The sequence below is a fragment of the Nonomuraea sp. NPDC050540 genome, assembly GCF_044457485.1.
Lineage (GTDB): Bacteria > Actinomycetota > Actinomycetes > Streptosporangiales > Streptosporangiaceae > Nonomuraea.
Map to the genome: position 1 here is coordinate 667,953 of NZ_JBITHA010000003.1, position 19,182 is coordinate 687,134.

19 protein-coding genes are annotated in these 19,182 nt (G+C 72.6%); 11 read left to right on the forward strand and 8 right to left on the reverse strand.

The genetic code is table 11. The annotated features are described in order from the left end of the window. Positions 1–55: 55 nt before the first annotated feature. Positions 56–523 carry a hypothetical protein gene (locus ACIBI5_RS13390; protein WP_397246382.1) on the reverse strand — a complete coding sequence of 156 codons (468 nt, stop codon included), beginning with the start codon at positions 521–523 and terminating at the stop codon, positions 56–58. Between the two features lie 93 nt (positions 524–616). Here ACIBI5_RS13390 and ACIBI5_RS13395 point away from each other — a divergent pair, with 93 nt between their 5' ends. Beyond that, positions 617–1,192, forward strand: coding sequence for a dihydrofolate reductase family protein (locus ACIBI5_RS13395; protein WP_397246384.1), 576 nt, complete (start codon positions 617–619; stop codon positions 1,190–1,192). Here the strand turns inward: ACIBI5_RS13395 and ACIBI5_RS13400 are convergent. After that, positions 1,180–2,139 carry a DNA topoisomerase IB gene (locus tag ACIBI5_RS13400; RefSeq protein ID WP_397246387.1) on the reverse strand — a complete coding sequence of 320 codons (960 nt, stop codon included), beginning with the start codon at positions 2,137–2,139 and terminating at the stop codon, positions 1,180–1,182. The genes ACIBI5_RS13395 and ACIBI5_RS13400 overlap by 13 nt on opposite strands. A 40-nt stretch (positions 2,140–2,179) precedes the next feature. After that, positions 2,180–3,391 carry a glycosyltransferase gene (locus ACIBI5_RS13405; protein WP_397246390.1) on the reverse strand — a complete coding sequence of 404 codons (1,212 nt, stop codon included), beginning with the start codon at positions 3,389–3,391 and terminating at the stop codon, positions 2,180–2,182. A gap of 262 nt (positions 3,392–3,653) precedes the next feature. Here ACIBI5_RS13405 and ACIBI5_RS13410 point away from each other — a divergent pair, with 262 nt between their 5' ends. Next, positions 3,654–3,893, forward strand: a complete 240-nt coding sequence (locus ACIBI5_RS13410; protein ID WP_397246392.1) for a WhiB family transcriptional regulator — start codon at positions 3,654–3,656, stop codon at positions 3,891–3,893. On the opposite strand, the gene ACIBI5_RS13415 is transcribed toward ACIBI5_RS13410, so the two are convergent. Continuing rightward, positions 3,877–4,206 (reverse strand): helix-turn-helix transcriptional regulator, encoded by a 330-nt coding sequence (locus ACIBI5_RS13415; protein WP_397246394.1) that lies wholly within the window; start codon positions 4,204–4,206, stop codon positions 3,877–3,879. The two genes, ACIBI5_RS13410 and ACIBI5_RS13415, sit on opposite strands and share 17 nt — an antisense overlap. Before the next feature lie 86 nt (positions 4,207–4,292). Between ACIBI5_RS13415 and ACIBI5_RS13420 the strand changes: the two genes are divergently transcribed. Further along, positions 4,293–4,652, forward strand: a complete 360-nt coding sequence (locus ACIBI5_RS13420) for an STAS domain-containing protein (RefSeq protein ID WP_397246396.1) — start codon at positions 4,293–4,295, stop codon at positions 4,650–4,652. A gap of 172 nt (positions 4,653–4,824) precedes the next feature. Then, a complete protein-coding gene (locus ACIBI5_RS13425; RefSeq protein ID WP_397246398.1) occupies positions 4,825–5,145 on the forward strand; it encodes a plasmid stabilization protein in 321 nt (106 codons plus the stop codon). Positions 5,146–5,192: 47 nt separating this feature from the next. Here the strand turns inward: ACIBI5_RS13425 and ACIBI5_RS13430 are convergent, their stop codons facing one another. Next, a complete protein-coding gene (locus ACIBI5_RS13430; RefSeq protein ID WP_397246400.1) occupies positions 5,193–5,651 on the reverse strand; it encodes an SRPBCC domain-containing protein in 459 nt (152 codons plus the stop codon). A 58-nt stretch (positions 5,652–5,709) separates the two neighbouring features. Between ACIBI5_RS13430 and ACIBI5_RS13435 the strand changes: the two genes are divergently transcribed. The 5 genes from ACIBI5_RS13435 to coaE are packed head-to-tail and all read left to right on the forward strand — an operon-like array spanning position 5,710 to position 8,162. Then, positions 5,710–5,928 carry a hypothetical protein gene (locus tag ACIBI5_RS13435; RefSeq protein ID WP_397246403.1) on the forward strand — a complete coding sequence of 73 codons (219 nt, stop codon included), beginning with the start codon at positions 5,710–5,712 and terminating at the stop codon, positions 5,926–5,928. Positions 5,929–5,957: 29 nt separating this feature from the next. Beyond that, positions 5,958–6,521, forward strand: a complete 564-nt coding sequence (locus ACIBI5_RS13440; protein ID WP_397246406.1) for a PadR family transcriptional regulator — start codon at positions 5,958–5,960, stop codon at positions 6,519–6,521. Between the two features lie 47 nt (positions 6,522–6,568). Then, positions 6,569–7,087 carry a DoxX family protein gene (locus ACIBI5_RS13445; protein WP_397246409.1) on the forward strand — a complete coding sequence of 173 codons (519 nt, stop codon included), beginning with the start codon at positions 6,569–6,571 and terminating at the stop codon, positions 7,085–7,087. A gap of 12 nt (positions 7,088–7,099) precedes the next feature. After that, positions 7,100–7,555: a GNAT family N-acetyltransferase gene (locus ACIBI5_RS13450; protein WP_397246793.1), complete on the forward strand. Its 456-nt coding sequence runs from the start codon at positions 7,100–7,102 to the stop codon at positions 7,553–7,555. Between the two features lie 4 nt (positions 7,556–7,559). Next, positions 7,560–8,162 (forward strand): dephospho-CoA kinase, encoded by a 603-nt coding sequence (gene coaE / locus ACIBI5_RS13455; protein WP_397246411.1) that lies wholly within the window; start codon positions 7,560–7,562, stop codon positions 8,160–8,162. 33 nt (positions 8,163–8,195) lie between these two features. On the opposite strand, the gene ACIBI5_RS13460 is transcribed toward coaE, so the two are convergent. From ACIBI5_RS13460 to ACIBI5_RS13470, 3 genes are all read right to left on the reverse strand, one after another. After that, positions 8,196–9,206: a helix-turn-helix domain-containing protein gene (locus ACIBI5_RS13460; RefSeq protein ID WP_397246414.1), complete on the reverse strand. Its 1,011-nt coding sequence runs from the start codon at positions 9,204–9,206 to the stop codon at positions 8,196–8,198. Between the two features lie 14 nt (positions 9,207–9,220). Beyond that, positions 9,221–10,189 carry an alpha/beta hydrolase gene (locus ACIBI5_RS13465; protein ID WP_397246417.1) on the reverse strand — a complete coding sequence of 323 codons (969 nt, stop codon included), beginning with the start codon at positions 10,187–10,189 and terminating at the stop codon, positions 9,221–9,223. 74 nt (positions 10,190–10,263) lie between these two features. Beyond that, a complete protein-coding gene (locus ACIBI5_RS13470; RefSeq protein ID WP_397246419.1) occupies positions 10,264–15,822 on the reverse strand; it encodes a TIR domain-containing protein in 5,559 nt (1,852 codons plus the stop codon). Between the two features lie 57 nt (positions 15,823–15,879). On the opposite strand from ACIBI5_RS13470, the gene ACIBI5_RS13475 reads away from it, so the two are divergent. Next, a complete protein-coding gene (locus ACIBI5_RS13475; protein ID WP_397246421.1) occupies positions 15,880–17,040 on the forward strand; it encodes an SLC13 family permease in 1,161 nt (386 codons plus the stop codon). 65 nt (positions 17,041–17,105) lie between these two features. Next, positions 17,106–19,169, forward strand: coding sequence for a phosphocholine-specific phospholipase C (locus ACIBI5_RS13480; RefSeq protein WP_397246423.1), 2,064 nt, complete (start codon positions 17,106–17,108; stop codon positions 19,167–19,169). Positions 19,170–19,182: the final 13 nt, after the last annotated feature.

Here is a 19,182-nt window from a genome sequence, read left to right on the forward strand (position 1 = left end):
ACCGATCAAGCCCCGCACCCTCGTGGTGCGGGGCTTGACCCGTGTCAGGGGCCGGTCAGCCCGGTGTGGCCCGGGTGTAGGTGAGGCTGAAGTCGTGGGACCAGTCGGCGCCGTCCTTGGAGAACTCCCAGGCCGCGGCGATCCTCCGGCCGTCCTCGTCGAAGGCGCCGGTGAAGCGCTGGTGGAAGCCGGGCGCGTCGCGCCAGACCCGCCAGACGCCGTCCGCGAGCGTCATCTGGTAGACCCGGTGCACGGCGCGGGCGTCGGAGTGCAGGTAGGAGAAGGCGCCGGTGGCGTCGTCCACGCCGATGAGGCAGACGGACGGCAGCGGCGAGTCCGACTGCCACTCCTGCGGGGCGTCGCCCTCGGCGGTGCCGTACGCGCGGAAGGCGAGGAACGCTCCGCCCTCGATCCACTCGAACACCGCGCGGCCGCCCGAGACGGTGTGGCCGCCGATATGGGCCTCGACGCTCCATTCGCCCACCAGGGTGTCGAGAGGGACGAGGGCGGGGTTGCGTGCCATGGGGCTCTCCTCCGTGGTCAGGCCCTCCGGAGCCATCCGGTAGGGTCGTCGGCCGTGCGTGCTGCACTCCCAAGAGATCGAAGGAACGACCATATGCGCAAGCTCACCTATTACGTCGCCTCCACCTTGGACGGCTACATCGCCGAGCGTTCCGACGCCGACCCGTCGGGCGGGCTGTTCGCCATCGGGCAGGACTACATCGAGTTCGTCATCGCGAACTACCCGGAGACGCTGCCGGTCAACGCCCGTCAGGCGCTCGGCGTCACGGATCCGGGTACGCGCTTCGACACGGTGGTGGAGGGGCGGCGCTCGTACCAGATCGGCCTGGACATGGGCATCAGCGACGCCTACCCGCACCTTCGCCACCTGGTCTTCTCCCGCAAGCTCGCCCAGACCACCGACGTCGAGGTCGTCGCGAGCGACCCCGTGGAGCGCGTCAGGAAGCTGAAGGCCGAGGACGGCCTCGGCATCTGGCTGGTCGGCGGCGCGGAGCTGGCGGGCGTGCTCTACGACGAGATCGACGAGATCGTGGTCAAGGTCAGCCCGGTCACGGCCGGTGCGGGGGTGCCGCTGTTCGCGGGGCGGAGCGAGGCCGAGGCGCGCCGGTTCACGCTGACCGATCATGTGATCCTGAACAGCGGCCTGGCCGTCATGACCTACTCGGCCTGAGCCCGTCGCGTGCGCAGGACCAGCTGGATCACCTGCTCCTCCAGGTCCCGGCCGGGTGACACGGTCCTGCCCCGCTCGTAGGCGAGCACGACGCGCGGGTCGATGTAGGAGGCCAGGGCGACGGCGGGGGTGTTGCCGAGGCGGGCGGCCACCTGTTCCACCACCCGCCGCACGGCCCGCCGCCGGCCGAGCCTGCCGCGGAGGCGGCGCGTGCGTGCCAGGCCCTCGGCGGCCAGGACGGTGGCGTGCCAGGTGCGGAAGTCCTTCGCCGACACCTCACAGTCGAGCAGTTCGCGCAGATAGTCGTTGAGGTCCTCGGTGCGCACGTCCTTCCATCCTGAGCCGTCGCGGTAGCGCAGCAGCTCGCCGTCGTGGCCGGTGCGCAGGAGCGCGGAGACCACCTCGCGCACGTGCGGGTCGCGGATCTCCGTCTCCTGCTGCCTGCCGCCCTTGGCCGCGAACCGGCACAGGACGCCGCCGTCGGTACGGGTCACGTGCTCGGTCCTGAGCGTGGCCAGGCCGTAGGAGTCGTACTCGGCGCCGCCCGCCCGGAACAGCCCGAGGTCCAGCATGCGCGCGGCGGCGGCCAGCACGCGCTCGCGGGTCAGCCCGTCCTGCCCCAGGTGCCGCCGGACCCGGCGGCGGAAGGCGGGCAGCCGCCCGGCCATCTCGGTGACCCGGTCGAACTTGAGGCGGTCCTGCTCCTCCCGCCACAGGTCGTGGTAGCGGTACTGGCGCCGGCCCGCCGCGTCGGTGCCCACGGCCTGCAGATGGCCGTCGTCACGGCAGATCCACACCTCGCGCCAGGCGGGAGGTACGGCCAGGCTACGGATCCGGGCCAGGACGCGGCGGTCGCGCACGCGGCGGCCGTCGGGGTGGTGGTAGCTGAACCCCCGGCCCCGGCGCCGCCGGGTGATGCCCGGTTCCTCCGGGTTGCTGTGGCGCACGCCATCGCGCCTACCCGCGAACCCGCCCGGAACACGTCGGTCAGCACCCCGAGGCCTCAAGCCGGACGATCCGGCCGCTGATCACCTGCATGTAGACCGCCTCGGTGCGTTCGGCGACGCGCGGCCAGCTGTAGCGGCGACGGGCCCGGCGGGCCCCCGCGGCGGCGAGCTCCTCGCGCCGCTCCGGTGAGTCCAGCAGCTCACGCAGCGCTCTGGCCAGTGCCCGCGGACGGCGCGGCGGCACCAGCGGACCCCAGCCGGCGACCGTGTCCAGGTGTCCGCCGACGGCCGAGGCCACCACGGGCACGCCGCAGGCCATCGCCTCGATCGGGACGATCCCGAACGGTTCGTACCACGGCACCGACACCACCACGTCGGCCGAGCGCATCAGGCCCGGCACGTCCGGCCTGGCCACGCTGCCGATCAGCCGTACCCGTCCGGCCAGGCCGTGCGTGGCGGCCAGGCCGCGCAGCCGGGACAACTCCCCGTCCTCCGGGACGCCGCCCGCGATCAGCAGCTCCACACCGGGCAGCCGGCGTAGCGCCTGGACGACGGTGTCGACGCCCTTGCGCGGCACCAGCCGGGCGATGCAGAGGACCCGGCCGCCGGTACGCGGGCCGTACCACCAGCGGCTCGCCTCCAAGGGATCGGGCGGCGCGGGACGAAACCGTTCGAGATCCACACCGCACGGCACGACCGAGACCCGCTCGGACGGCACGCCCATCGCGGCCAGTTCACGCACCTCGTCGCCGCAGGTCGCCACGATCGCGTCGGCGCGCCGGCCGATCTCGCGCTCGGCGTCCACGCGGTGCGGCGGGCTGGTGTCGGCCGCGCCCTGCCAGCGCCGCTTCACGGTGCCGAGCGCGTGGTAGGTCAGCACCACGGGGACGTCCGCCGCCGCCGCGAGCGCCGCCTGGCCGCTCATCCAGAAGTGCGCGTGGATCACGTCCGGCCGCTCGCGCCGCCAGCGTTCGCGCAGGATCCGCGCAAAGTCCGGCATGTACGGCGCCAGCCCGTCCTTGGCCACCGGTCCAGGCGGCCCGGCCGGAACATAGTCCACCGTGACGCCCGGTCCCATCGGAACCCGTTCCGCCTGGCGGGGCGAGGTGCGCCGGGTGTGGACGACGACCGTGTGCCCGCGCGCGGCCAGCGCCGAGGCCAGGGCGGCCACGTGAACGTTCTGCCCGCCGGCGTCCACTCCGCCGATCGCGGCCAGTGGGTCGGCATGCTCGGAGATCATGGCGATTCTCATGCGCTCGGCTCCTTTTCACCACGTGCTGGGCCTGGGGCCTCGAAAGATCGCTGCAGCGCGCACGGCCGCGGCATGGCTGGGACGGCTGGAGCGCCTCGCGGCGCGGACCGGGGGTAAGGCTGGATCGTCCGGCGGGGAGGAGAACCCGGGACGTCTCATCTACGCTCCTCCCCGCCGGCTTCACCTTCGCTACCGAGAAACACGGGCCCCAAACCTCACCAATCCGTCGCATGACGTGGCGTGGCGGGGGTAGGCGCGCCGGATGAGGACATTGATCCACGACTGGACGGAACGAGCCGCCTGCCTGGAGGCCGACCCGGAGCTGTTCTTCCCCGTCTCCCCTCATGGGCCGGGCGAGGAGCAGGTCATGGCGGCCAAGGCGGTGTGCGCCCGATGCCCGGTACGCGAGCAGTGCTTGGCCTACGCGCTGGACACCCGGCAGGCGGAGGGTGTCTGGGGTGGCACCGATCCGGCGCAGCGCGGGGTCATGAGTCGCCGGTAGCGCGCCCGTCGCCGGGCGGTGCTTCGCTGACGAACAGTTCGATCAGAGTGCGTACCGGCGTGTGCGCCTCGGTCGGGTAGCGGAAGCCCTGGTCGAGGTTGAGTTCGTAGCGGTTGCGGCGTCCCACCCGGTCGCGGGTGAGGTAGCCGGCCTGCTCCAGGTCGGTCACGATGCCCTGAACCGCGCGCTCGGTGATGCCGATCGTGAACGCGATCTCGCGCAGCCGGGCATCGGGGTCACGGGCGATCTCCAGCAGCACCCGCGCGTGATGCGTCAGGAACGTCCACGACGACCGATCATCAGACCTACCCATGTTTTCATCCTCCAGCCCCCTGACCTCAACTTCAATGACTGACGAACCCTCTTTCCGGAAAAGGTCATCAGGGTTAAGCTGGCGCGGTGAGCGGTCTCGACGTCAGCTGCGAGCACATGCGCGGCGCCACGCTGATCCGCGTCACCGGTGAGGTCGATGCCACCAACTCCGCCTGTCTGGCGTCCGCGATCGAGGACGCTCGCCGTCCCGGGGTGCCGGTGGTGCTGGACCTGGCCGGGATGACGTTCCTCGACAGCAGTGGCCTGAAGGTGCTGCTGAGCGCCCATCTGTTCGGCGAGCACGACGGTGGCCGCGTGCATCTGGCCGCCGTTCAGCCGATCCCGGTCCGGGTCCTGCGGATCACCGGCGTGCTGGACCGGCTGAACGTCCACGACACCCTCGAACGGGCCTGGGCGGCTGTCTCGGCCAACGGACACCGACCCTGAAGTGTGGATCTTCCCCGTGTGAGTCGCTGCCCGAACCCCACGACGCCGGCCCGCGGGAAAGCGTGCATTTTGTTGGGCGATGGGGTGATTGAGGGTGTTATGCGGGCAGGGGTGAGCTGGGAAAACCTGACGAGCAGGGCCCGTAGTCCGGCCCTTGCGAAAGGACAAGAGCATGCCTCGGGGATCAAGCCCGAAACGGGAACGCCAGTACGAGCACATCAAGGACAGCGCCAAGAAGCGCGGCACGAGCGACAAACGGGCCAAGGAGATCGCGGCCCGCACGGTCAACAAGGAGCGGGCGCGGGCGGGTGAGTCGAAGACGGCCGGCCGTACCTCCACCCAGGACATCTCCTCCGGCCGGCGCGGCGGGCTGCGCTCGCACTCCGGCGCCGGCGGACGCACGCGCGACCAGCTCTACGCCGAGGCCAAGCGCCGCGATATCAAGGGCCGCTCGAAGATGACGAAGGCCCAGCTGCTGAAGGCGGTCGGCTGAACTCCCTCCCGGGCCGCCGACCCACCGGCCGGCGGCCCGGAGCGCGGCTAGCGGGATTCGAGGAGTCTGGCCAGGTTGTCCAGGGCCATGCGGGTGCCGGTCTCGTTGTCGGCGGCCGAGACGGCCTCCGGGAGGCCCTCGTGCAGGATGACGACCTCGGTGCCGCCCTCCGCGTCGGTCAGCGTCGTCGTCATGGTCATCTCGCCGCCCAGCGCCGGATCCGCGCTTTCGAACTCGACGACCTCCACCACCCGCTCGTCCGGCACCAACGTGACGAACCGCCCGTGGTAGGTGTCGGTGTGGCCGCCGGACTTTCCCGCCTCGTCGGGGGAGTGGTAGGTCAGCGAGATGCGGAAGTAGCCGCCCTCCCACCCCTCGAACGTGTGCACCTGGCTGCTCATCCCGTCGGGCACCCGCCACGCCGCGATCGCGGTCGGGTCAAGGAAGGCCTGGTAGACGGCCGATCGCGGGGCTCGTACCAGACGGGAGACCTGGGTCGTGGGCATAGGCCCACCCTACGGTCCGCCGTACGCTGTCAGGACATCGTGTTCCGCGGCGGGAGAGGTGGGCGCGCCCGCCGTGCACGTGGCCTGGGGCACCTCGATGGGCGGCTTCCTGCCGCAGGCGCTCCTGCGCGCGATCCCCGGCCGGAACGCGACCTGCTCGCCCTCATCCGCGGGCAGGCGGCCGAGGCCACCTCCGCCGGGCACTCGCCGCCGGCCACCCGGTCCCGACGAGTACACGCTGGTGGTGGCGGCCTTCCTGCGCGCCTGCCGCGCATAGGCTCGGGTGAGGGCGACGAAGGGTGGACGATGTCAGCGACACGCCTGCTGATCCTGGGTGCGGTACGCCGTCGTGGCCGGGCCCATGGCTACCAGGTGCGTTGTGACCTGGAGTCCTGGGGCGCCCATGAGTGGGCCGGCATGAAGCCGGGCTCGATCTACCACGGCCTCAAGCAGATGGCGGCCCAGGGGCTGATGCTGGCCCACGACGTCGCGCCGAGCACCGCCGGTGGCCCGCCGCGGACCGAGTACGAGATCACGGCGGCCGGTGAACAGGCGTACTTCACGCTGCTGCGTGACGCGCTGACCCGCCACGACCAGCGGCTGGACGTCATCACCGCGGGCGTGGGGCTGATCGAGGACCTGTCCAGGGCCGAGGCGGTCGAACTGCTGCTGCGGCGGGTGCAGGGGCTGGAGGAGTGGCGGGCCGCGGTGACCAAGGAGTGGACGCCCGAGGCGGATCCGGAGGCGTGGGGAGCGGTGGGCGAGGTGCTCGGGATGTGGGTGCACACGGCCGACAGCGGCGCCCAGTGGACGCTGGGCCTGATCGAACGGCTGCGCCAGGGGGCGTACACGATGGCCGACGACGCGTGACTCCGGACAATCGGGAGTTATAGCTCGAACTGGGCATATATCTCTGCATGAAGGACAATGCGGAGGATGTCGGGGTGCTGCTGTTGCGGGTGCCCGCGGGACTCCTGCTCATGGGACACGGCGCGCAGAAACTCTTCGGCTGGTTCGGCGGCGGCGGGCCCGACGAGACCGGCGAGATGATGACCGCGCTCGGCTACCCCCATGGCAAGCTCATGGCGCTGGCCGCCGGGCTCGGCGAGTTCGGGTCGGGCGCCGGGATCGCGCTCGGCGCCGCCACCCCGCTCGCCTCCGCCGGGCTCGTCTCCGTCATGACGAACGCCGTCGTCTCCGTCCACCTGCCCAAGGGGCTGTGGGCGCAGAACGGGGGCTTCGAGTACCCGATGCTCCTGGGCATCGGGGCCACCGCGCTGGCCGTACACGGGCCGGGCAGGTTCTCCGTGGACGCGTTGCTCGGGCTGGACCGCAAGGGGATCGGGTGGGGGCTGGCCGCCCTCGCGCTGGGGGCCGGGGCGGCGGCGGCCGTACTGTCGATGCGCGGCAGGGACACGCCCGGCGAGGATGAGTAAAGTGGGCGGGTGCTGATAGAGCGGGCAGTCGCGGCCGACGCCGGGGAGATCCTCACGCTTCAGCGTGCGGCCTACGTGACCGAGGCCCAGCTCTACGGCGACCCGTTCATCGCCCCGCTCGTGGAGTCCGCCGAGCAGGTGCGCAAGGCCGTCGAGAGCGCTACGGTCCTCAAGGCCGTCGACGGCGGCCGCATCGTCGGCGCCGTGCGCGGCCAGTTGTCCGGCACCACCTGCCTGGTCGGCCGGCTCGTCATCGCGCCCGACCGCCAGGGCCAGGGCATCGGCACCGCCCTGCTGGCCGCCCTGCACGCGCGGGTGCCGCAGGCGACGGCCTTCGACCTGTTCACCGGGCACCTGTCCATGAGCCTGCGGCTGTACCACAAGCTCGGCTACCGCGAGACGCACCGCGAGCGGATGGACGACCACCTGACGCTGGTGCATCTGCGCCGCCCGGTCTCGGTACCCTGATCACGTGCTGAAGGTGGGACTGACCGGCGGGATCGGCTCCGGTAAAAGCGAAGTGTCCAAGCGCCTGGCCGCCAAGGGCGCCGTGGTGATCGACGCCGACAAGATCGCCCGCGAGGTGGTCGAACCCGGCACCGTCGGCCTGGCCCGCGTCGTCGCCGCCTTCGGCCGGGAGATCCTCCGCCCGGACGGCACCCTGGACCGCGAGAAGCTCGGCGCCATCGTCTTCTCCGACGCCGACCAGCTCGCCACCCTCAACGCCATCGTCCACCCGCTGGTGGGCGAGCGCGTGGCCACCCTCCAGAACCAGGCCGCCGCCGACGCCATCGTCGTCTACGACGTCCCGCTGCTGACCGAGAACAAACTCGCCCCCATGTACGACGTGGTCATCGTCGTGGACGCCGCCGACGACACGCGTATCCGCCGCCTGGCCGACCACCGCGGCATGCCGGAGGCGGACGCGAAGGCCCGCATCGCCGCCCAGGCCTCCCGCGAGGCCCGCCTGGCCATCGCCGACCTGGTCGTGCCCAACGAGGGCTCGCTGGAGGACCTGGGCGCGCGGGTGGAACAGGCGTGGGAGGACCTGCGCCGCCGGGCGGGCCGCGGGTAGTCAGAGGCCGACCGCCACCGGACGATCCCTCCGTCATGGATGGCGGTGGAGCCGGCGCAGGGTGAGGGCCAGCTGCAGGCGCAGGCGGCCCTCGGGGTCGCGGATGGTCCAGCCGAGGAGGTGTTCGGCGTGGGCCAGGCGGTCCTGGAGGGTGGAGTGGTGGACAGGGAGCTGGGCCGCGGCGGCTCGCAGGCTGATGGCGTACGCGATCGCGTGCAGCGTGGCGAGCATCCAGGGAGCGGCGGAGGCGGCGTGCTCCAGGGCGTGGACGTCCGGGACGGGGTCGGCCCCCGCGGGAACCGCCGCCGCCAGCGCGGCCAGTCCGCCCAGGCTGTCGTAGCGGACCACGCGCGGGCCGGGATCCTGGTCGGTGCCGTCGGCGGCCAGCCGCAGGGCCAGCCGGGCCAGCGGCCAGGAGGCGGGCAGATCGCGCACGGGTACGGCGGGCCCGACGCCGGTCCTGCGGGCGGGAGGCGCCGGGCCCGGATCGGTGCCGGCGGGCACGATCCTGGCGTCGCCGCCGGCGAAGGCCACGGCCCTGGCCTCGCCGCTCACCTCCAGGCCGAGGGAGCGGGCGGCGCGTAGCCGGGCCTGCTCGGGGGCGGTGCCGTCCAGGACCAGCTCGACGAGCGCCGGGTCGTCGCGCGAGGGCGCCCGTCCCCGTGTCCGGTCGAGGACGTCCCTGGCGGCCACGGCGGCGCGTTCGAGCACCACCGCGTGCACGGGACCGGCCGGACCCGGCATCTCCAGCCACAACCGGGCGGCCCCGCCGGGCGCGGCCCCGACCGGCCAGCCAGGATCCACCCGCTCGTGCCAGCGGTCCGCGGCGGGGCCGCCGCGGCGGCCGTCGGCCAGCACCCGGACGCGGACGTTGCGTTCCTCGTCGACCAGGCGGACCGGGCACCCGGCCAGTACGGCCGCGCCCCGCACGATCGCCTCAAGCCCGGCCCGCGCCTCCACCAGCCGGTCGAAGTACGCGATCACCTGAAGGGCCGCCCCCGCGTCGGGATCGAGGGCGGACAGCCTGCCCGCGAGCTCCTTCACACAGCCATCATGTCTCAGCCGCCGAGCAGGCGCCGCAGCCAGCGCAGCCGCGCCTCCTTGGCGTCCTGCGAGAGCGCGGCCTGCGGGGCGAAGCCGTCGAAGCCGTGGAAGCCGCCCGGCCACACGTGCAGTTCGGCCCGGCCGCCGTCGCGCCAGATGCGCACGGCGTAGTCGACGTCCTCGTCGCGGAAGGTCTCGGCCGAGCCGACGTCGATGAACGCGGGCGGCAGGCCGGACAGGTCGGTGGCGCGGGCCGGCGCGGCGTAGGGCGACACGTCGGGGCCGCCGCGCGAGGAGCCGAGCAGCGCGGTCCAGCCGGTCTCGTTCGCGGTGCGGTCCCAGATGCCCAGCCCGGCCATCTGGTGGGCGGACGGGGTGTCGTTGCGGTCGTCGAGCATGGGGCAGATGAGCAGCTGGCCCAGGATCGCGGGCCCGCCGCGGTCGCGGGCCATCAGGACGACGGCGGCGGCCAGCCCGCCGCCCGCGCTGCCGCCGCCGACGATGATCCGCTCGGGGTCGATGCCCAGCTCGGCGGCGTTCTTGGCGGTCCATTCGAGGCCCGCGTAGCAGTCCTCGACGGGCGCGGGATGCGGGTGCTCCGGGGCAAGGCGGTACTCGACCGAGACGATGGCGATTCCGAGCTCCAGCGCCAGCTCGGCCAGGTCGGGCAGGCTCTGGCGGCGGTTGCCGAGGATCATGCCGCCGCCGTGGACGAAGTAGAGGGCGGGCACCGGGGCGACGGCGGCCGCGGGCCGGGCCACGAGCAGCATGATGTCCGGCTGGCCCGCCGGGCCCGGCGCGGTGTGGTCGGCGATGACGAGCGCGCCGTCCCGGCTGAGCTCCTCGTCCGTGGGCTGCGGCAGGCCCGCGCGGGCCGCGCGCAGCGTCGGGATCATGTCCGGCGTGATCGACGAGGGCAGGGCCTCGCCGAACATCTCCAGGGCCGCGGTGAGTTCGGGGTCGAACGGCGGTGGTGTGCTCATGACGTTCATGGTGCGGTACGGCTCAGCCCGCCCGCGAGCGCCACGTGGAGGACACAACCCGCCATCTGGCGGGTTCAGATGTCGGCCTCCAGCGGGATCTGCCGCACTCCCGGCAGGTGCACGTCCAGCTCCCCGAGCTCGAACCTCGACATTCCCACCACGTGCCAGAACTGGCCGCCGACCTGCCCCTCCAGCTTGTACCTGCCGTCGGGCGCCAGTGCCGCCCAGCCTTCCGGCAGGCCCAGCAGCGTCGCCTTGCGCGCGGCCCCCGCCCACAGGATCACCACGCCGTCGTCGCCGGCGCTGGCCAGCAGGTCTTCGGCCGGGTTGAAGGAGACCGACCAGACGCGGCGGGCGTGGCCGTACAGCGTGTGGAGGAGATGGCCGGAGGCCGTGTCCCACACCCGCACGGCGGGATCGTCGCCGCCGGTGGCCAGCTGGGAGCCGTCGCGGGAGAAGGTGACGCTCCACAGCCGCCCGACGTTCTTGGTGAGCGTGTGCAGCAGGCGCGGCTGCCACGGCTGGCCGGGGCGCAGCTCCCAGACCATGGCCTTGCCGTCGTTGCTGGCGCTGGCCAGTTGCCTTCCGCTGGGGGAGAAGACGACGGAGTAGACGCGGTCGGCGTGGCCTTCGAGGGTGGCCACGCGCCCGCCGGAGTCGACGTGCCAGATGCGCACCAGGCGGTCGTCGCAGCCGGTGGCGACGAAGCGGCCGTCGGGGCTGAAGGCGATCGAGCGGACCCGGCCGCGATGGTCGGCGAGGTTGCTGAGCAGGCGCGCGGTGGGCCGGTACCAGACGCGCACGCTGTCGTCGTCGTTGGCGGTGGCCAGCAGGGAGCCGTCGGGGCTGAACGCCTCGGCCCACACGTGGTCGGTCTCGGCGTTGAGCTCGCGCTCGTAGTCGCCGGTGGCGCCGTTCCAGAAGTGGACGCCGCCGTCGTTGCTGGAGGTGGCCAGGAGCGGCCCGGACGGGGCGAACGTGGCGGAGATCAGCCGGTCGGCGCTGCCGGTGATCTCGCGCAGCCGCCGCCCGGTGCGCGGCTCCCAGATGCGGACGATCCCGTCGTTGCCGCTGGTGGCCAGCATGGAGCCGTCGGCGCTGAACCGGGCGGAGGAGATGCGCCTGCCATGGCCGCGCAGCACCTGCTGGCAGCGGCCGGTCGCCGGCTCCCACAGCCGGACGGTGCCGTCGTTGCTGCTGGTGGCCAGTTGCTCGCCGTCGGGGCGGAAGGCGAAGGGCCACACCGAGCTGCGGTGGCCGCTCAGCTCGGTACGGCGGCCGCCCCCGACATCCTGCAGCCGCACGGCCCCGTTGGCGTCACCGGTGGCCACGGTGTGCCCGTCGGGGGAGAAGGCGACCTGGTAGACGGCGGCCGAGTGGCTGGTGTGGACGCCGTGCGCGGCACCGCTCGCCGGATCCCACAGTCGTACGACGCCCGCGGTGTCGCCGCTGGCCAGCAGGTTGCCGCCGGGGGAGAAGGCCACGCAGTAGACGCTTCTGGCGTGCCCGGTCAGGGTCTGCTCCAGGGCCCAGCTGGTGGCGTTCCAGACGCGGACGGTGCCGGCCTCGTCGCCGGTGGCCACCCACCGGCCGCCGGCCACGACTCGGTAGACGGCGCCGCGGTGCCCGTCGAGCGAGCCGATCAGGTGGCCGGTCGCCACGTCCCACACCCGCACCACGCCCCCGGCGTCGCCGGTCACCAGCGCGCCGCCGACGAACGCGGCGGTGAACACGGGCGCCTGGTGGCCGGTCAGGTCGTGGACGAGGTCGCCGGTGGCGGTGTCCCACACGTGGATGACGCCGTCGGCGTCGCCCGCCGCGACCAGCGCGCCGTCGGGGCTGAGCCGTAGCGGCCAGACGCCGTCGGGGTGGCCGACGCGGCGGTGGCGCAGCTCGCCGGTGAGCGCGTCCCACAGCAGCACCTGTCCGTCGCTGGCCCCGGTGGCCAGGACGTCCCCGGCGAAGGCGACGGCGTAGACGCGGCCGTTGTGCTCCTGGAGCGTGCGTACGGGCTGGCCGTCCACGCACAGCAGCACGCCGCCGTCCTGGTTGCCGATCGCCAGCGTGGAGCCGTCGGTGCTGTAGGCGACGGGCTCGGGCAGGCGCGTGGTCTGGAAGTGGAAGCCGTACGGCACACCGATTCCGGCCGGCGCGAGCTGCACCTCGACCGGATGCCCCGGCACGACGGCGGCGCCGTGCAGCTCGGACATCGGCGGCAGGGAGCCGGTGACGTTGATCAGTGAGGCGCGGTGCCAGCGGGTGCCCTCGGCGGCCACGTCGCTGAGGTCGGTCTTGGCCAGGCGGGCCCCTGACAGGTCCGCGCCGGACAGGTCGGCGCCGGTGAGCCGGGCCCCGTCGAGCTTGGCCCCGGCCAGCCTGGCCGCGTTCAGCCTGGCCCGCGACAGGTTGGTGCCGGCGAGGGTGGCGCCGGTCAGGTCGGCGCCGGTGAGGTCGACCCCGGTCAGGTCACGGCCCGACAGGTCCTCGCCGCGCAGGTCCGCGCCGCGCAGGTCGGCCTGGGCGGGTGTCCGCAGCCGCGTGCTGACCTTGATGGCGTTGGCGGTGGCCACGTCGTCGGCCGGCGGGTCGGCCAGCCATGTCCGCAGCGCCGCGGAGTCGGCCAGGTCGCACAGGAACTCCACGGTCAGCGCCGACAGCGGGCGCCGCGAGAGCGCCTCCCAGTGCCCGGCGGCGATGTGCCGGGCGATCAGCCACTCCATGACCGAGGCGTGGATGAAGCCGAACATGCCCTCGTCGGTGCGTACCATCAGGCTGCCGGTGCCCACGGCGTGCGCGGTCTGCGGGCCGGTGAGCTGCCCGTCGGCCAGGTCGGTGAGCGTCTCGGCGAGCTCGGTCAGCTCGGCCAGGCCCAGGAAGGCCTCGCCGGTGTCCCACAGCCGCAACGCCAGCGCGGTGACAGCCCGCCACAGCTCGTCCACGCTGAGCATCCCGGCCGAGCCGGGCATGCTGGTGCGCTGCTCCTCGAAGCGCAGCCACGAGCTGAGGATCTCCTCGTACAGCAGCGCCGGGCTGATCGTGTGGCGGGTCGTGGCCACGGTACGCAGCCGGTCGGCGTCGAGGTCGGCGATGAAGCTGAGCATGCGCGGGTTCTGCGCGAGGTCCAGCAGGTCCTTGATGCCCTCCATGAGCGACATGCGGGCCACGGCCTCGTCGCCGTCGGTGAACCGGTTCTCCAGGTACGTGCGGATCTGGGCGTGCGTGAAGTCCTCGACGGCGAAGACCCGCCGCTGCGGCAGCACCCCGACGCGCTCGCCTAGCGTGGTCAGCACCTGGCTCTGCGACTTGAAGTGCTGGGTACGGCTGGCCACCACGATCTTCGCCTTGTCCACGGCGGCGGCCAGCAACGTGGACAGGTGGTCGGCCGCCCGGTCGTAGGTCAGCCGGGTCACCAGCTCGTCGAACCCGTCGAACAGCAGCACGATGCGCCCCTGCGCGAGCAGGTAGCGGAACGCCTTGAGGTCGATGACCTCCTCGCGGTGGTTGGCCAGGTGCGCGGCGACGAGCGCGTCGACCGAGTGCGCCTTGTCCAGGGCCCGCAGCTCGATGAAGATCGGCGTCAGGTGGGGCAGCTCGGCCGGGATGCGCCGGGCCAGCTCGCGCAGCGCGAACGTCTTGCCGTGCCCGAACTCGCCGAGCAGCAGCAGGAAGCGGCCGTGGTCGGCCGAGAGCTGGCGCATCATCTCGTCGGTCAGCCCTTGCTCGACCTTGCCGGGCCGGTCGAGCGCCCGGTAGCGCTGCGGGACGTACAGGTCGGGCGGGTAGCGGCGGTCGCCGGCGAGCCTGGCGGTCTGCTCGGCGACGTAGCCGGACAGGTCGAGCAGGCCCTGGAACTCGGTGAAGCTGCGCAGGCGTACACCCCGGCGCATGAGGTCCTCGCGCAGGGAACGTTCCGGCGGCGCGCCCTGGTAGACGAGCTCGCCCTGCAGGCCGGTGGCGTGCGCCTGCCGGACGAAGCGCTCGGCGTCCGCTGTGGCGGGCGTGCCGACGTGCGCGCCGACCATGGACAGGCGCACGAACCCGTCCTCGGGGTAGGTGACCACCAGATGGTCGGGGAAGCGGCGGATCCTGGCTCGCTCGTGCCGGGCCTCGCAGACCTCGGTGAGCCGGTCGAGCAGCAGGTCGACCGGCCGCGGCGCGGGGGGAGCCGGCTCGGGCTCGGTGTCGGGGACCGGCCCCGGCACCGACGGGGCGCTCTGGTCGGCGCGGAAGGTCTCCTGGGCCGAGCGCCAGGAGCGCTTGTCGCGCTCGGGCTCGTCGGGGCCGTCGGGCGTCCAGGCGCGCACGCCCTCGCGGGTGAGCTCCAGCACGCGGTGGCGGCCCGGCCGCAGCTCGGGCCCGTCCAGGAGCAGGTTGATCCGGTGGGCGAGCAGGCGCTCGTAGGTGGCGGCGTCGCTGAGGTCGCGCACCGGATGGCCGATCGCGCCGAGCCGCAGCCAGCCGCGCTCCTCGTAGGGGCGCAGCCGTTCGGCGAACCAGGCCGCCTGGCCCTCGCCGAGCAGCGCGTACGCGTCGCGCTCCAGGTGGCTCATCGCCATCGTGGAGTTGAAGCCCGCGATGACGACCTTGAGATCGGGAATCTCGAACATCGACCACGGCTGCCCGCCGTCGAAGACCCGGTCGTCCAGCCCCTGGAAGACCTCGGCGAACAGCCCGGCGAAGTGCCGCCATTTCGGCCAGTACGGCGGCTGCGGGCTGACGTCGTCGGCCTCGCAGGTCAGGAAGTAGGCGCTCGCGGCGGCCTTGGTGACATCGCGCGGACCGGGCACGATGGCCAGCCGGTGCGGTTCGAGCCCGATGAGGTGGCGCAGGTCGGTGAGGAAGCGGGTGGCCTGGCCGAACTGGCCGAGGCTGCCGGACTCGGTGAGGTTGCCGCTGACGACCATCAGGTCGGGCCGCGGCATGCCTCTGTCGTACATGCCGGTCAGGTCGGCCCAGATCCTCGCCTGCATGTCCTCGGGTGTGAACGGCTCGCCCGGGTCGGGCAGCGCCCGGCCGAAGCGCGGCCCGCCGACGTGCAGCACGCTGACCGACTCGCGCGAGCGGGCCGCCTCCGCCTGGGGCGGGAAGCCGGGAGCCGTCACGGGTGTGCGCCTGGCGCGTGAGCGCTCGCCGGGTTCCGGCAGCGTGGGCGCGGGGGCGGGCTCGCCCGTGCCGTCGGGGAAGGCGGGCGCCAGTTCCGGCTTGGCCCGGCCGGCCAGCGACTCGCGTACCCGGCCGAGCAGCAGCGCCCTGGCCAGGCCGGGGTCGGTGACGCCCAGCAGGTCCACCCACGTGATCGTGGACAGCAGCCCTTCGAGCTGGACGTCCTCCAGCCGGATGGTGACGAGCTTGTTGGAGGGGTTGTCCGGGTCGGCGCGCAGCGCCGCCTGCCACTCCATGCGGCCGTAGCGCGAGGTGAGGTAGTTGCGCGAGAGCACCGCCACGACCAGCTGCGCCTCGCTGACGCCGCGGTCCATGAAGTCGATGAAGTTCGTGCCCGGCACGAAGTCCCAGTCCTGGATCATCGTCCGGTAACCGGCCGCCTCCAGTTGCCAGGCGATCCATGTGGCCCACGCCGTGTCGGCGGGGGAGTAGCTGACGAAGATGTCCGTGGGCCTTCCGTCACGCGCCATCTGCCCAGTATTCCGCGTGGGATCGGTGTTTTGGAGGTGGTGTGCGATCATCTTCGGGTGTGGAGGCGACTGTCCGCGCTCGACTGGGTCAGGATCGGGCTGCTCGCGCTGGGACTGATCTTCGTGGTGACGGGCTGGCTGCCGCTGAACGTCGCGGTGGAGAAGTTCGACGAGATCGCTCCGCTGCTGCTGTTCCTCGTCGGCGTGATCGTTCTGGCCGAGCTGACGAAGGAGGCTCAGGTCTTCGACGCGATCGCGGCGAGGATGGCGGTGCTCGGGCGCGGCAGCTATCTCGCGCTCTTCTTCTTGTGTACGGCTTTCGCCTCCTTCGTCACGATATTTCTGAACCTGGACACCACGGCCGTCCTCCTCACCCCGGTCATGCTCGCCCTGGCCGCCCGCGCCGGCATCGCCGCGCTGCCCCTGGCCATGACCACGATCTGGCTGGCCAACACCGCGAGCCTCCTGCTGCCGGTCTCCAACCTGACGAACCTGCTGGGCATGAACGCCCTGCAGATGTCCAACCGGGAGTTCGCCACCCGCATGTGGGCGCCGCAGGCCGCCGCGATCGCGGTGACGATGGTGTTCCTGTGGCTGTTCTTCTGGCGCAGGGGCCGCCGCGGCGAGGTCCGCTACACCCCGCCCGGCCTGGAACCGATCGCCGACACCGTCCTGTTCTGGGCGGCTTCGGCGGCCTGTGTGCTGTTCATCGGCGCGCTCCTGCTCGACCAGCCGGTCCACGTGGCCGCGACGGTGGCCGCGCTGATCGTCGTGGCCGCGTTCTTCGTGCGCGACCGCAAGCGCCTGACCTTGAGCCTGATCCCCTGGCAGCTGCTCATCTTCGTCACCGGCCTGTTCCTGGTCGTCCCGGCGCTCAGCCTGCACGGACTGGCCGACGTCATGACCTGGATGATCGGCGGCGGCGACAATCCCTACCGCACCGCGGCCGTGGGTGCGGGCCTGTCCAACGCCATCAACAACCTGCCCGCCTACCAGGCGCTGGAGGAGGTCGCCGGCCGCGACCAGCTGCTCGCCGTACTGATCGGCACCAACGTCGGCCCGGTGATCACCCCGTGGGCGTCGCTGGCCACCCTGCTGTGGTTCGAGTCGTGCCGCCGCCACGGCGTGAAGGTGCCGATGCGCCGCTTCCTGCTCACCGGCGCGGTCCTGGCCGTCACCGCCCTGGTCGCCGCGGTCTGGGCGCTGGGCGCGGTATGAGCTGTTCGCATGATCGCCACCCGCCCGTAATGGGATAGTTTCCTACCTTTGACACGCTCTCCGCCATGTCTCTCGCACCCTCTCGCCGCGGCTTCCTCGCCCTCGGCGCCGGCATCGCGGCCGGCTCGCTGCTGCCCCCCTCCGTGCACCGGGCCCTGGCCATGCCCGTCCCCCAGGGTGGCCTGTCGGCCATCAAGCACGTGGTCTTCCTCATGCAGGAGAACCGCTCGTTCGACCACTACTTCGGCAGCATGCGCGGGGTGCGCGGCTTCGCCGACCGCAACGCGGTCACGCTCAGGAACGGCAAGCCCGTCTACGAGCAGCCCAACGGGACGGGAAGCGTACTGCCCTTCCCGGTACGCGAGGCCGCCGACCTGGTCGGCAAGGACCTGCAGTGGATCAGCGCCCTGGCCCACGGCTGGAACGACGGCCAGCGCGCCGCCGCCAAGGGCTGGCACGACGGCTGGATCCCGGCCAAGAGCCCGGCCACGATGACGTTCTACCGCCGCGCGGACATCCCGCTGCAGTACGAGCTGGCCGACACCTTCACCCTCTGCGACAACTACCACTGCTCCGTGCTCTCCTCGACCAGCCCGAACCGCAACTACCACGTCTCGGGCCACACCGGCTACGAGCCCGGCACCACCAAGCGGGCCATCGACAACGCCGCCTACAGCGAGGACACCCACCAGGGCTACACCTGGGCCAACGCGGGCGAGATCCTCCAGGCGGCCGGCCGCGGCTGGAAGGTCTACCACGAGTGGGACAACTACCAGGACAACAACCTGGAGTTCTTCGCCCGCTTCCGCCAGGTCGCCCGCAAGGCGCTCCAGGGCGACTTCAAGAGCATGGACGCCTTCTACGGCCAGGTGAGCGGCGCCGCCGAGCCCAGGCGCGGGCAACTCCTGGCCCGCCTGGAGGAGGGCGTGGCCAAGCTCGACCCGCAGGAGCGCGAGCTGTTCGAGCGCGGCCTGCGCCGCGTGCCGGCCAAGCAGCTGGCCGCCTCCTTCCGCGCCGACGTCCAGGCGGGGACCCTGCCCGAGGTCAGCTACATCGTGCCGTCGGCCGCCGACTCCGAGCACCCGAGCGCCTCCTCGCCTCTGCAGAGCGCCCGCATCACCTACGACATCCTCGACGCCATCGCCTCCCACCCGGAGACCTGGCAGTCGACCGCGCTGTTCATCACCTACGACGAGAACGACGGCTTCTTCGACCACGTCCCGCCGCCGCTCCCGCCCGCCGAGCAGACCTCCGACTGGTACGACGGCAAGCCCATCGGCCTCGGCATCCGCGTCCCGATGACGGTCGTCTCGCCCTGGACCGCCGGCGGCCACGTGGCCTCGCAGATCTTCGACCACAGCTCGACCTGCCGCTTCCTGGAGACCTGGCTGGGCGTGCGCTTCCCCGACATCACGCCCTGGCGCCGCACGGTCGCCGGCGACCTCACCTCCGCCTTCGACTTCTCCGGTACGGCCCAGCCGCCCGCCCCCGCCACCCCGGCGCCGGTCCCGGCCTTCAGCGGCCGGTGGAAGCCGGCGCCGCCGGCCAGCCAGTCGATGCCGGAGCAGGAGCCGGGGACCAAGCCGGCGCGGGCGCTGCCGTACCAGCCGAACGCCTGGGCGCGGGCGCTCGGGAAGGAGCTGGAGGTGACGCTCGCCAACACCGGCGCGGCGAGCATGCACATGACGCTCTATCCCTACAAGGGGGAGTTCGAGCTCCCGCAGCACTTCGACGTGCAGGGCGTGAGCACGCGGCGGGTGGCGGTGGGCGATGCCTACCACCTGGCGGTGACCGGGCCGAACGGGTTCCGGCGCGAGTTCGCCGGGACGCTGTCGGCGGCGGCGGGCCGGGTGGAGGCGCGGGCGGTGATCGACATCGACCCGCGGCGGCTGCGCGTCGAGATCACCAACCTGGGCGAGTCGCGGGTGAAGCTGCGCGTCCGTGCGCTGGCCTACGGAGGGAAGGAGCAGGCGGTGCCGCTGCGGGCCGGGCAGTACCGGCAGGTGGTGTGGCCGCTGGAGGGCTCGCACGGCTGGTACGACCTGGAGATCACCTGCGAGGAGGACCCGTCCTACCGCCGCCGCCTGATGGGCCACGTCGAAAACGGCCGCCCCAGCGTCACGGGCTGACCCGCCCTCCCTC

Bases quoted from the DNA above. Each gene is read 5' to 3' on its own strand.
- ACIBI5_RS13390 (WP_397246382.1), bottom strand. From the start codon at position 523: ATGGCACGCAACCCCGCCCTCGTCCCTCTCGACACCCTGGTGGGCGAA.
- ACIBI5_RS13395 (WP_397246384.1), top strand. From the start codon at position 617: ATGCGCAAGCTCACCTATTACGTCGCCTCCACCTTGGACGGCTACATC.
- ACIBI5_RS13405 (WP_397246390.1), bottom strand. From the start codon at position 3,391: ATGAGAATCGCCATGATCTCCGAGCATGCCGACCCACTGGCCGCGATC.
- ACIBI5_RS13410 (WP_397246392.1), top strand. From the start codon at position 3,654: ATGAGGACATTGATCCACGACTGGACGGAACGAGCCGCCTGCCTGGAG.
- ACIBI5_RS13415 (WP_397246394.1), bottom strand. From the start codon at position 4,206: ATGGGTAGGTCTGATGATCGGTCGTCGTGGACGTTCCTGACGCATCAC.
- ACIBI5_RS13425 (WP_397246398.1), top strand. From the start codon at position 4,825: ATGCCTCGGGGATCAAGCCCGAAACGGGAACGCCAGTACGAGCACATC.
- ACIBI5_RS13430 (WP_397246400.1), bottom strand. From the start codon at position 5,651: ATGCCCACGACCCAGGTCTCCCGTCTGGTACGAGCCCCGCGATCGGCC.
- ACIBI5_RS13440 (WP_397246406.1), top strand. From the start codon at position 5,958: ATGTCAGCGACACGCCTGCTGATCCTGGGTGCGGTACGCCGTCGTGGC.
- ACIBI5_RS13445 (WP_397246409.1), top strand. From the start codon at position 6,569: ATGAAGGACAATGCGGAGGATGTCGGGGTGCTGCTGTTGCGGGTGCCC.
- ACIBI5_RS13465 (WP_397246417.1), bottom strand. From the start codon at position 10,189: ATGAGCACACCACCGCCGTTCGACCCCGAACTCACCGCGGCCCTGGAG.
- ACIBI5_RS13470 (WP_397246419.1), bottom strand. From the start codon at position 15,822: ATGGCGCGTGACGGAAGGCCCACGGACATCTTCGTCAGCTACTCCCCC.
- ACIBI5_RS13480 (WP_397246423.1), top strand. From the start codon at position 17,106: ATGTCTCTCGCACCCTCTCGCCGCGGCTTCCTCGCCCTCGGCGCCGGC.